Origin of the sequence: Citrobacter sp. Igbk 17 (assembly GCF_028069775.1) — a bacterium.
GTDB lineage: Bacteria > Pseudomonadota > Gammaproteobacteria > Enterobacterales > Enterobacteriaceae > Citrobacter.
Genome location: NZ_JANEWI010000059.1, coordinates 1 through 11,872 on the forward strand (window position 1 = coordinate 1; position 11,872 = coordinate 11,872).

Sequence of the window (11,872 nt, forward strand, 5' to 3'; positions counted from 1 at the left end):
AGCCTTAATTAAGAGCGTCTTAATATTCATTTTCACCCACTAACCAGCCAAAATAAGTCATTTTAATAACCATCACCCCACATCTCGTCTATTGAAGCATGCTAGCAACGTCTTTGCTATCCACCAGCAGCAAGATTTCCAGTTCGGCGATGCGCTTTGTAGCATATTCCAGTTGAGGTTCCATCACTTCTATCCCTGATGCTGTTCAGTTTTAATATGAAGGCGCTGCTCCCCGTCTTTCGGTTCAGGCCATTGACGTTGTTTGTTAACTGCCAGCTTTTCTACCATCGCCTTGGTAATCTGCTCATCACTGATACCGGCACGACGTTGCGCATCCCATAACAGGAATTGCATGTCAGCCCATTCGCTCAGATCGCCGGGTTCAGCAGCCGCCTCGAGCGCTTCTTTGGAAAGGTGCTTCAGCGGACCAACTGGACCGACATCGCCGAAAGTAGCCTTTGACCATACTGCATGCTCACGACGTACCTGTTCGCGGGCAATCACTACAGCAATCACCTTCACAGCATCAGCCATTGCGTAGCCGAGATTACCGCCGTGGCTTTGTGCTGATGCTTTGCTGAGTATTTCGCGTATATGGTGCAGGCGATCGAGTGATACAGGACCGTGCGCCGGGTGGTTGTTAGTTGTCATGCTGCATACTCCTGATTATTTATTTCTACGCAGCACGCTGAATGCTGCAGCTGCCACTCGCGGAACTTGTCCATTTCCAAGGGCTTTAATTCTGTCCACCCGATGGGCCATCCCATGAACCACTCGACCCATTCCGGGTTCAGTTGTCCATCCTGGCGTGGCAGTGACCCATTTGGTAATGGGCGCATCTTTATCGCACTCGGCAAGTCCGGAGTTCTGCGCAGACGCTCGCTTGGACAGTCTCCGCGGATCGTTGCCTTCGCTGTAGGCCACAATCCACATCCTGTCTCTTTCATGGGGCGCTCCGCAGTTCGATGCTGAAAGACGGAACCACTTGCAGCCATACCCCATTTCGGCAAGGTCACCAATGACCACGGCAAGACCTTTTCCTCTGAGTCGTGGAGAGTTTTCCACGCAGACAAATGCAGGTCGTACTTCACTGACGATTCTAGCCATTTCTGACCACAGTCCGGAACGGTGTCCATCAATGCCGGCACCATGACCATTTGCGCTAATGTCCTGGCATGGAAACCCGCCAGAAACGACATCAACAATTCCACGCCACGGTTTCCCGTCAAAACTGCACACGTCAGACCAAATCGGGAAAGGTCGGAGGATTCCATCATTTTGTCGTTGCGCGAGAACTTGTGCGGCGTAGGCATCACGTTCAACTGCGCAAACTGTTCTCCAGCCAAGGAGGTAGCCGCCGAGTATTCCCCCGCCAGCGCCTGCGAAAAGAGCCAACTCATTCACATGCTCCTCCCAGGCGTTCCCCCTTCACGCCAATGCCAGCGGCGATTGCTGACTCTTCATGTGCGCGTTTAGCAGCGTTAAGGATTGCTGCCAGTGGTGTATATCCGCCATCTATTCGGATTGTGTTGTGGATGCCCGCCATTGTGTCGCGCAATTTACTGTTGCTCGCAGACAGTTCTGCTATGCACGTCTCTGCGGCTTCCAGCGCATCCAGCAATGCCAGAACGGTGTCAGGGTTAGCAGCCTGCGAAAACTCACGGTTTGCTTCCGCATCCGGACCTTCAAAGTGCGCGATGATGAAGTTGCCGTTGGCCTGGTCGTCAGAACTGCAAATAGCCTCCCAGCCATCGCCAGACTCTTTAATCCATTCTCCGGCACTTGCTGCCCGCGATTTGCTGCGCAGCGCCTGTTTGTTGAGTGCTGTCATTGTGCTGCCTCCAGTTTTGATTTGCGCAAAGCTTCTTTGTAACTTGCCTTCGCTGCCTTTTTGGTGTCGCACCAATCGCCTTCAACATCACGACGTGGGTAGCCATAAGCCGCATCGTATGAGCAGCGAAACATTCGGCATTTTCCATAACGGCTGTATTCGACTTCAGGCAGTCGATATCCCAACAACCATTCACTGAATGGCTGGCAGCTATCAGCATCAAGATATTCTTCGTATCTAGTGCGTTTCTTTGGCTCTGGCAGTGCAGAAATTGCCGTTGCTTCACCTTTTTCTGTGACGTGGTAAAGCGTTCCGCCTCCTACGAAATCAGGCGCAGGACGGGAGGTAGCTAAACCATCAGATACCAGTTCTTCCCACTTCTCGTTATCCGTATGCCCTTCTCCTGCGAGGAAATAATTACGGTATGGCGTGCGGTTCCGCTCATTGATGCCCAGCGCATGCTGCATGAGTTCAATTCCAGTGCTCATTTGGCCTCCTGGCGAATCTCATCAGCAAACATCTGAGCGCGGCAGGCTTCACCCTCGAGAGCATCAGCAGCACGTAAATCATCACGCTCTCTAGCAATTCTTGCAGCAGTTTTGCGGCGCAATACCAAAGCTTCCACACCCTGCGCCCGCACTTCAGCCAGGAAAGCGTCGGTGGCTGGGGTTTCATGTTCAAGCACAAAGCCTAATTGGCGTAATTTCAACCCGCTAACATAATCAGCCTCGCTTACCCCTGCGATGCTGTTAATTCTCTCGTAAACGGCACTCGCCTCGTCATGTAACGCGATACCTTTTCGTTTCAGTCTACCGTTCTCCGCCCCAAGCTTAATGATTTCCTGAACTTTCAGATTTATAGATTTTTTCATCTCAGCCATTAGCTCAACTTCGTGACTCGGTAGTTGCCTGTAAGAAATGATGTCCGCGCAATCCCCAAGGTGCAGCCATCCGCCAAATGCAGAGGCTTCGTCCGTGTCGGTGCTTTTATCTGCAAAAATAACGCTAACTACAGCGTCACTGGATACAGGCTGATCACCGCCTGACCATTGAACCCAGTCCCCAGATTTATCTTCCCGTGGTTCGACAGCCAGCTCCCTGCACTTGCTCTCGGCGTTAGCGAGCTGTACTGACAGTTCGAGCACCTGCTGCTCAAGTTCTTCGTATGTTGGTTTCATGCTGGCATTCTCCCCACGATATCCATTACCCGGCGCATAACTGCACTTCCCCGAAAATCAGCTGGTAACTCGTTCACAGACTTACTCGAGCCGTATGAGAATCGCTGGAGATCGAATTCAATCACGGCCTTCTGGTCCCGGAACAGACCGAGACGACCGTAACGAATGAGTTCGCCGCGTTCGGCTGCTACGCGGAAATACTTCTCAGCCGTCTGACGGTGCAGCGATAACATCTGTGATGCCTCGCTAACGGTTAAACGACCGCGGATTCTCACCTCTTCGATGATCACCCGGATAAGTGCCGCCTGCTCTTCTGGTGTATTTGGTCTTGGCATGCTTACCCCCTGAATCCGGTTGGGATGGTTTTATCTGGCTCGGAAATGCGGTTTACATCCCTGCCCGTTTTGCGGTCGTTGAGAGCGAACTTCGGTTTGAACAGTCCCTGGTACCCGTTGGCGATACTGGTGTTGATCACATCAACCGGGTCATGCCCTTCGTCCAGGCATGCCTTCAGCAAGCAAAAAGCCTTGATGACGGTCAGCTCGGTTTTAATGGACTTGCCTGACTGCTGGCGATATGTGACCCATTCTTTCCACGACGCAGCATTCAGCCATTCGGGAAGCTCGACATCCAGCGGGTTGAATTTTGCTGACCTATCTTTTTTTGCAGATTCAGAACCGCCGATGATCAGAACTCCCTGTTCAGTACGCCTTACGATGTCGCTACGGCGTAACACGCAAATGCCCATCTCAACTGCGCCAAGTTTCAGTAGAGATTTTTGGCGTGGGGAATTTCGATCAAGCTCGATACCACACTGAGTCCCATGTCCATCAGTCACGACGATATCAATCCTCCCTTCACACCCATCACCGCGTTCAGGAACCGGATACTCACGGTGAAAATCCAATCCGACAGCTTGCAACGTGGCGATCGCAGAATCGTGAAATTCCGATGCCGAACCCCCCGATAATTTCCCTTCGAGTAGACCGGCAACGTAATCCCGAAAAGCCCTTCCAGATGGGAAGGGTTTGGGTTGGGTTAGATCTGTATTTATATTTGTATTTGGAAGAATGTCTTTGGTGTTCCCTGTTTTCAGGGATACCTCTCCCTGTTTTTGGGGATGGTTATCCCCGTTTTCAGGGATGGCTGAATGGGTAAAATTGCTATCCCTGAATTCAGGGATGGTAATAACCCATGTAACAACTTCAGCAGCAGGAAACACCGCTGGACACTTCGTGCAATTTGGCTTGGTATACGCCCATTTATCCAGGCTGGTGTTAATCCCTATGTATCTGGTTTGCCCAATTCGGCGCAGGATGATGATGTTCCGATAGGCAAGGCTAAGCACGGCTTCAGATACGTGTTTCACCTTCAGCGTCGTTTTGTCTGCAATGAGGCTATTGGCGATGCGGTCTGATTTCTTAGACCAGCCATAGGTCAGGCGAACGATAGCATTCAGCACCCGGAACTCGCGCCCGGATAGCTCGACGATACACAGGGCATCCTGAATCTGGTTGGCTAAGCGTAGATAGCCTTTCTCCAGTTCAGCCATGCAGCTCTCCTGTACCCCCTGCCGCGTGGGGAATTTGTATATTTCAGCGGTATTTGACATACTGTTCTCCGCAATTACGCACAGTTTTTGCACCTGAAAGCCGTTGGTGTTAGCGCACCGCGGCTTTCGCCATTTTTGAACCGGTCATATAGCCCCCAGCATCATCTGCACCATTTCCATCAGCGGACCGGTTAACCCAGGGTCAACGCGGTACATCTCCACAATCCCCTCACTCAGCTCTTTCAACTTCTGATGACGTGGCGCATCCATCGCGACGGCAATCTTCGCTTCACTGGTTTCCTTCTCCAGCCGAGCCAGACGGGCCATAACGTTGTCTTCTGGCAGCAGGCGATTGCGGAACTCAAGTGGAAGGACAGCAAGAATTGCCGGAGTCAGTTGGCGAACGTTTTCGCGGTACCGTTCGCTGTTGAAATGGTTATCGAGGAAGCGGAAAAGCTTCTGACGCTGCCGACTGAGGTCACCAGGGAAAGTGATCTCGCCTCCCCCTTGCGCCCGGTACTCTTCGATGATCAGAGCCGTAACTAGGTCCTGACCATCTACACCCGCCCATGCACGAACGGCATCTCGGACCTGGTCATGTTTATTTACCGAGACAAGTTGATTGCGATTTATCATCGCCGCCGATTGATATCCGCTATTTTGATGAAATGATAGTGAATGCACGTTTACGTCCTCGTTTCTTGCACTGGTATGGCATCGGTTGGATTGGGATATAAGTCAGGCCGCAACTCATGCGGTGTGACTCCCGTAAGCTCAAAAACAGAGCGAATGTGATCGGGCGGAATGCCAGTTTTCTTCCAGTTGGAAATTGTCATTTTTGAAAATCCAAGCGCTCTTCCGAGTGCCGCACCTGTACCAAACTTTTGAATCGCTTTCTCAATACCAGTCATAGGACCTCCTTAGATGGAAAAAGTAAAGCATCATTTTACCAATAAATCAATCAATGGATGCCTACCTACTGGTAAAGCAATCATTTACACTAGTGAAATGAGCGAAAACACAATGACTACTGGACTGATCTCCAGGCTTACTGAACTAAACCGGAAAGGTTTCTCTAAAACTGAGATGGCCAGGGTTGCCGGTGTCAGCAAGCAGGCTGTTTCCAGTTGGTTCAAAACAGGAAGAATCAGCAAAAGTTCTGCATTAGCGGTTGCTGATGCTGCTGGCGTATCCGTCCCTTGGTTACTTGGCGAGGATGTCGGAGAGAAGGATGGTCTGAAGCCTGACGAACAGCGCCTGCTGGAGCTCTACCGCCAACTGCCAGAAGAAGAACAACAGAACGTGTTGCGGATCGTATCTCTGCGGTTGAAAGAACTCGATGAGCTCTACGCCAAGTATATGGGGCGGAGGATTAAGGGTGATGTGGAGTAACTACCCTATAGTTAGGCTCTGCTCGACCACACATTTCGATGCCTAACAAACTAGAACGGCCCCGCTTACGAACTTGAAGCATGGGGAGAAAACTTGGCTATGCTCGCCATGAGAGACTGGAATAGAAAAAGCCAAGAATATTATAGATATACTTTAATTTCATGAGGTTTACATGTCTTCTTTGTGGGGTAAAAAGCAGATGGCAGAAGAACAAGATCCAAACAACAGCGAACCGGACCCGGAACAAGGAAGTTTATTTGAATTAGAGTTCAATGAATATACTCCATCGAACTTGGGTACTGTGCATCTTTCTGGTTTTGCCATTGCCACTGATGAGATGGAGTATGCGGTTAAAAGTATGAAAGCTGCACCTCCTTTTCCTGTACAAAACCCGACTCAAGTACCTGCTGCAGAGTGGTTTTGCACAAATTTGGCTGAAAGGTGCGGTATTGCAACTCCTGTTTGTAAGGTTCTTAAGTGCATCGCTGATGGCGAGTATGTATTTGGCTCTCGTATTGAGTTTTCTGCATGGAAGTCAGGACTTAACGGCCCGCAATGGATCAATTTGCTGGCAAACGCCTCTGAGTCATTGAAAAAACAGCTATGGGCAATTTATGCATTTGACCAATTCGTGTACAACATTGATCGCCATCTCAATAATTATCTTTACATGGAGAATACGCGCGGTCATATCATAGTAAAAACGTTCGATTTTAGCTTGAGCTCTTTTGTTATCGGTTGGCCACGTAGCACCCCGCACACACTTCCTACGGACTCAAGCACATCAACAAACTGGTCTATAGCTAAGCAATTTGTCGGGGATACACCAGAATTAAGAATGTGTGCATTGTCAGTACTTGACAAGATTGAGAAAATTGGAGTTGCTACAATCTCTGATATACTGGAATCTATGCCTGTCGCATGGATGCCACCAATGCATAAAGAATATTTTCTGAAGTGGTGGGATAGTGAGGAAAGAATTGAGCGAATAAACGCTATAAGACTGGAGATAACCTCTTGAAAACCTTCAAATACAGCTTAATCAGAGTTACGCCTAATCTTGAGAAAGGTGAAACGATTAACGTTGGCTTGATCGTTTACCACGACTCCGACATAGACGTACGCATGCTTAATTCAGTTTCAAAGCTTAAAGCAATTGATAAAGGTCTTTCACACAATTACTTGGAAGATCTTTCAAACTCACTTTTTGATTTATCACACAAAATAAATGACGTTGAACTTCTTCCCTGCCTTTTTAAGGGATCGTTATCATTATCTTCTTTTGGTATGTTTACCATTCAAAGCAATGATAATTACGAAACAAAAATTACTGATTTGATGAATAGGTTAGTAAATCCACAAAAACAATCTCACAAGCAACTGAAAAGAAAAGTTTTCTTTGAAATAAAGTCAACATTCATGCAGCACGGAATCTTTAGCAAATACTCTGAAGACCTTTATCAGCACAAGATTGTTGCTAACTATCCTATAAGCGATGACGAAGGTTTAGTTGCAGATTTCTTGCTTAAGAATGGCAAATACCATCTGACTGAAACTTTAGATTTCCGTTCAGAAAATATTAAAAAACAAATGGGTGAGGCTGCCGTGAGTGCTTTAACAATCTCAAAAGCATGTGAAATTTACAAATATAATATTGACTCATTTGTTATTTATGCAGCGGAAACTACAGCACAAGAAAAAACAGCAAAACAGCAAATAAATCTTCTTGAAAAACATGCAGATAACCTTATAAACGCGTACAGTAAAGAAGATATGAATTTTTATTATGAGAAGATGTTAAACGCTGCGTCAATGCTTCAGTAATTTAGTTTATGAATCCAACCCGGCCACCGCGCCGGGTTTCTTTTGCCTACCCTTTTCTTCGCATTTCCTCAGCTGCAAATCTGAACACCTGTCGCCAAAAATCGTTCTGCTCAACATCCTCCAACGACTCCAACATTGAAATGATCGCCTCAGTAGTTGGCGCGTCTCCATGTGATATCAGATTCAGCGTCGCTCTCCCCACCGCCTGACATACATCATTGTAACCCACGTAGAACTTTTCCATAGTCCACCCTCATTGGTGTTTTTTTAATCATATACATTTTCAGCACACATCCACACCAAAAATCCGCATAAATATCGCACACGGTACAGCTATGCTTTACTTATTACATCCGCATTGCTTGACTTGATAGTAAAGCGGTGTTTTACTTACCCCATCAACACAACCACCGAGGCAGGACGCACACGAAGTAGCCGTCCGGGGCATACGAACACCGGAATGGGGTGGTGAGATTAACGCGCAGTAGGTTTGAAACGTTCCGCCAGCCTGGCGACAAGGGCAAAAGGGGATTGAGATGCAAAACAATCACGCAATACCAAACAGCGGTCGCGCAGTTGCAATGCGTAACCAGCGCACCGGCGCAGCATGGCTGGTCTCTTTTGATTACCGCGAAAGCATGTACTGGCACGAACCGCAGGGAAACCTGCGTCATATCCGCCGTCCATATGCTTCCCGCACCATTGAACCGAATCTGGTTCCGGCAGGTACGCACTGATGAACACTCTTTTCGCGTTAGTGCTGACCATAGGCATGACCAATGGTGATTTTCAGGATGTTGTACTGGGTGTTTATGGCGACCAGAACCTTTGTGAGCAGGCAGCTGTTGAGCAACAGGTTTCGGGAAATTGCTATCCGGTAGACGGGATCATCCGCAGCGAAGAAGATCCGGCGGAAACGATGGCCAAGTTCTGAGGAAATGATGATGCAGACCAAATGCGGTTATTGCAGCAAGCCGGTTAAACCGGAAGAAGTAATCAAAAGCACCCTTCTCTATCGCAACGGCTCACTGCTGGCGCGCAAAGAGAAAGAGTATTGCTCCAAGCGTTGCGCTTCGCACGACCAGATGGCTCACGAAGGCTAACGTAAAACCCGCGCAAGGCGGGATCTACGTCCGGTGCCACCGACCAAAGTTACACCGGAAACAACATTAAAACCAAAGTTAACCCAATGGGCGCTATCAATGGCCCGGGGATTCTAACACCCAAAAATGAGGATCTCACATGGAATTTCCATATGTAGTTAAAGCCACACAAAAGTCGGGAAAGCCTGATGCTTTTGTCTGGTTCACTGCAAAAACCGAGGCTCGCGCCAATCTGATGCTGGATGTTGCGCTGGAAGATGCAGGCATCGAAACCGGCCGTGGTAAGGACTATGCCAAACCAATTCGCACTGATTTTCCTGTTGTTGATGACCTGCCAGAAGAAGGTGAAGTTGATTTCACCTGGTGCGATCGTTACGAACTGGCCGAAGACCAGCGCACCTGGAATGTGAAATTGAAAGCTGATAACGCGGAGCAGGAAGAAAACCACCAGGCTGATGACAATATCGTTGATGGTGAAACCGGCCATGCAGACGAATCCCAGCAGGCAGAACAGCCGCAGTTGATCACCGTCGCCACTCTATCCTTGCGCCAGCGTATTTTGGCTCAGTTCATCTCTGATGAATACGCTTATCACATCGATGCTGAGCAAAAGAAAATTATTCAGGGACTCGAGCTGGACGTGGATAACAGCTACGTCCAGAACCTGCTGCTTGCTGCTGAAAACGTGGAGTTTTTCAAGAATGCTGCTGAGATTGACATCTCCCGGGTTGTAGCCGCTCTGAAAACCGTCTTCCCGGTCGAAGGGAAACGGACTGAACTGTCTCTTGTTATGCGGTTCATCAGGATCTGGTTCAACACAGAACATATTGACCGTGGGCTGTTGGTTAAAGAGTGGCAGAAAGGCAACCGCGTTGCACAGATTCAACGCACTGACGTCAAAACTAATGCTGACGGTGGAAATAAGACCGATCGCAATACCGACTACGTCCACACACTGGACACTCTGGATGTTGAAATTGCGCTGGCCACCTTGCCAATGGATTTCAATATCTACGACATTCCAGGTGGGGTCTACCGTCGCGCTAAAGAGATTGTCAGCAAAAAAGAAAGTCCGTTCAGCGAATGGTCTGAGGCGCTGCGCAAAACCGCTGGCATCCTGGACTATTCACGCGCCGCCATCTTTGCACTCATCCGCGGGACATCATCCGAATTGGTTAACTTTCCTGGGCGGTTGCGGGCATATATCAATGCCAATCTAACTGAAAATGACCACTCAAATCCCTCAGAAGAAACGCTGGCTGATGCTGGTCATGCGCCGGACATCAGCTGGGAAAATGAAGTTAATGAGCAGGTCGCTGCAGAGCAGAAAACAGCTGCTAAACAGCCACAAATCGCCAACATGGGCAACGGCGTATTCTCCATAGAAGGCCTGATGGGTGATCAACAAACGCAAACAGATGACCGTTCACCAGTTAATGAGGAAACCACCAGCGATGTGCAGATGGAAGAAACTGTCAGTGATGAAGAACAGGCTGGTGATGAAGTGCAGTCAGGCGAAAGCAGTCTGGAAACTGGTGAAGAGTCAGATACCGGCCAGCAGGCCGATGTAAACCAGAATACGGATTCTGTCGCCCAAAATAGCGATTCTGTAAACCAAACCGAACCGGTTGCGGCACAAACCGAGCCAGAAACGCAATCAGACGAACCGGCTGTTGTGTACCCTGCTTACTTCGAGCCTGGCCGCTATGAAGGGCTGCCGAACGAGGTTTATCACGCAGCGAACGGTATCAGCTCTACCCAGGTGAAAGATGCGCGCGTGTCGCTGATGTACTTCAATGCACGCCATGTAGAGAAAACCATTATCAAAGAACGCTCTCCTGTTCTGGACATGGGAAACCTGGTACATGCGCTGTCGCTGCAACCTGAACAATTAGATGCAGAATTCAGCGTTGAACCGGTTATTCCAGAAGGTGCATTCACCACAACGGCAACGATCCGCACGTTTATCGATGAGTATAACGCCAGCCTGCCGGCGCAACTGTCAGCCGACGACATCAAAGCGCTGCTTGAAGAATACAACGCCACACTACCGGCACAGCTGCCGCTCGGCGAGTCACTGGAAGAAACAGGGCAAAGCTACATGGCGCTGCCTGCTGAGTACCAGCGTATCGAAGCGAACCAGAAGCAGACCGCTGCGGCGATGAAAGCCTGCATCAAGGAATACAACGCCACTCTGCCTGCTCAGGTGAAAACCAGCGGTAGCCGTGATGCGTTACTCGAGCAGCTGGCAATCATCAATCCCGACCTGGTGGCGCAGGAAGCGCAGAAGCCACAGCCGCTAAAAGTGTCCGGTACCAAAGCGGATCTGATTCAGGTCGTTAAGTCTGTTAATCCGGACGCCGTCTTTGCCGACGAACTGCTGGATGCGTGGCGCGAGAATCAGCAGGGGAAAGTACTGGTCACCCGCCAGCAACTGAGCACCGCACTGGCCATTCAGAAAGCCCTGCTACAGCACCCAACCGCCGGGATGCTGCTTCAGCACCCGAGTCGCGCCGTTGAGGTCAGCTATTTTGGCTTTGACGATGAAACCGGTCTGGAAGTCCGCGTTCGTCCAGACCTTGAGATCGACCTGGACGGCGTTCGCATCGGTGCCGACCTGAAAACCATCAGCATGTGGAACGTTAAGCAGGAAGGCCTGCGCGCCAAGCTGCACCGGGAAATCATCGACCGTGACTACCACCTGAGCGCCGCCATGTATTGCGAGACCGCAGCACTGGACCAGTTCTTCTGGATTTTTGTCAACAAAGACGAGAACTACCACTGGATTGCCATCATCGAGGCATCCGCCGAACTGCTGGAGCTGGGCATGCTTGAGTACCGCAAATCGATGCGCGCTATCGCTACTGGCTTTGACACTGGCGAATGGCCAGCACCGATCACCGCTGATTACACCGACGAACTGAACGACTTCGACCTGCGCCGCCTTGAAGCGCTGCGTCTGGCTTAAGGGAGGATTTGACCATGCAAAATAC

The 11,872-nt window shown here is 49.6% G+C and carries 15 protein-coding genes and 1 pseudogene; 7 read left to right on the forward strand and 9 right to left on the reverse strand.

Annotated features, from left to right (window positions below):
* Positions 1 to 204: 204 nt before the first annotated feature.
* The 9 genes and pseudogenes from NNO08_RS22185 to NNO08_RS22230 form a co-directional block, all read right to left on the reverse strand.
* Positions 205 to 495, reverse strand: a pseudogene (locus tag NNO08_RS22185) (DUF550 domain-containing protein); the annotation flags it as partial.
* 171 nt (positions 496 to 666) lie between these two features.
* Complete coding sequence (locus NNO08_RS22190; protein ID WP_271454611.1) at positions 667 to 1,404, reverse strand: DNA cytosine methyltransferase; 738 nt, start codon at positions 1,402 to 1,404, stop codon at positions 667 to 669.
* Positions 1,397 to 1,831 (reverse strand): ead/Ea22-like family protein, encoded by a 435-nt coding sequence (locus tag NNO08_RS22195; RefSeq protein WP_271457549.1) that lies wholly within the window; start codon positions 1,829 to 1,831, stop codon positions 1,397 to 1,399. Before NNO08_RS22195 ends, NNO08_RS22190 begins: the two co-directional genes overlap by 8 nt.
* Complete coding sequence (locus NNO08_RS22200) at positions 1,828 to 2,319, reverse strand: hypothetical protein (RefSeq protein WP_271457550.1); 492 nt, start codon at positions 2,317 to 2,319, stop codon at positions 1,828 to 1,830. The genes NNO08_RS22195 and NNO08_RS22200 overlap by 4 nt, the downstream gene beginning before the upstream one ends.
* Complete coding sequence (locus NNO08_RS22205) at positions 2,316 to 3,008, reverse strand: hypothetical protein (protein ID WP_271457551.1); 693 nt, start codon at positions 3,006 to 3,008, stop codon at positions 2,316 to 2,318. The genes NNO08_RS22200 and NNO08_RS22205 overlap by 4 nt, the downstream gene beginning before the upstream one ends.
* The gene (locus NNO08_RS22210; RefSeq protein ID WP_271457552.1) at positions 3,005 to 3,343 is read right to left on the reverse strand and encodes a DUF977 family protein; all 339 of its coding nucleotides are present in this window, start codon (positions 3,341 to 3,343) and stop codon (positions 3,005 to 3,007) included. Before NNO08_RS22210 ends, NNO08_RS22205 begins: the two co-directional genes overlap by 4 nt.
* Before the next feature lie 2 nt (positions 3,344 to 3,345).
* Positions 3,346 to 4,620 (reverse strand): replication protein, encoded by a 1,275-nt coding sequence (locus tag NNO08_RS23260; RefSeq protein WP_442870789.1) that lies wholly within the window; start codon positions 4,618 to 4,620, stop codon positions 3,346 to 3,348.
* 84 nt (positions 4,621 to 4,704) lie between these two features.
* Positions 4,705 to 5,244, reverse strand: a complete 540-nt coding sequence (locus NNO08_RS22225) for a toxin YdaT domain-containing protein (RefSeq protein WP_271457553.1) — start codon at positions 5,242 to 5,244, stop codon at positions 4,705 to 4,707.
* Between the two features lie 2 nt (positions 5,245 to 5,246).
* Entirely contained in the window at positions 5,247 to 5,471 is a 225-nt protein-coding gene (locus NNO08_RS22230) for a transcriptional regulator (protein ID WP_061381121.1), read from the reverse strand.
* A 13-nt stretch (positions 5,472 to 5,484) separates the two neighbouring features.
* Here NNO08_RS22230 and NNO08_RS22235 point away from each other — a divergent pair, with 13 nt between their 5' ends.
* The 7 genes from NNO08_RS22235 to NNO08_RS22265 all read left to right on the forward strand — a co-directional run bounded on the left by NNO08_RS22235 (position 5,485) and on the right by NNO08_RS22265 (position 11,847).
* Entirely contained in the window at positions 5,485 to 5,952 is a 468-nt protein-coding gene (locus NNO08_RS22235; RefSeq protein ID WP_271457554.1) for a helix-turn-helix domain-containing protein, read from the forward strand.
* Between the two features lie 172 nt (positions 5,953 to 6,124).
* Positions 6,125 to 6,973, forward strand: a complete 849-nt coding sequence (locus tag NNO08_RS22240; protein ID WP_124021114.1) for a hypothetical protein — start codon at positions 6,125 to 6,127, stop codon at positions 6,971 to 6,973.
* On the forward strand, positions 6,970 to 7,776 hold the full coding sequence (locus tag NNO08_RS22245) for a DUF3037 domain-containing protein (protein ID WP_124021113.1): 807 nt from the start codon (positions 6,970 to 6,972) through the stop codon (positions 7,774 to 7,776). Before NNO08_RS22240 ends, NNO08_RS22245 begins: the two co-directional genes overlap by 4 nt.
* A 536-nt stretch (positions 7,777 to 8,312) precedes the next feature.
* Positions 8,313 to 8,513: a hypothetical protein gene (locus NNO08_RS22250; protein ID WP_210959118.1), complete on the forward strand. Its 201-nt coding sequence runs from the start codon at positions 8,313 to 8,315 to the stop codon at positions 8,511 to 8,513.
* Positions 8,513 to 8,710, forward strand: a complete 198-nt coding sequence (locus tag NNO08_RS22255) for a DUF1482 family protein (protein WP_271457555.1) — start codon at positions 8,513 to 8,515, stop codon at positions 8,708 to 8,710. The genes NNO08_RS22250 and NNO08_RS22255 overlap by 1 nt, the downstream gene beginning before the upstream one ends.
* 7 nt (positions 8,711 to 8,717) lie before the next feature.
* Positions 8,718 to 8,879, forward strand: coding sequence for a YdaE family protein (locus NNO08_RS22260; protein WP_271457556.1), 162 nt, complete (start codon positions 8,718 to 8,720; stop codon positions 8,877 to 8,879).
* A gap of 139 nt (positions 8,880 to 9,018) precedes the next feature.
* Complete coding sequence (locus NNO08_RS22265; protein ID WP_271457557.1) at positions 9,019 to 11,847, forward strand: RecE family exodeoxyribonuclease; 2,829 nt, start codon at positions 9,019 to 9,021, stop codon at positions 11,845 to 11,847.
* The last annotated feature ends 25 nt before the right edge of the window (positions 11,848 to 11,872 follow it).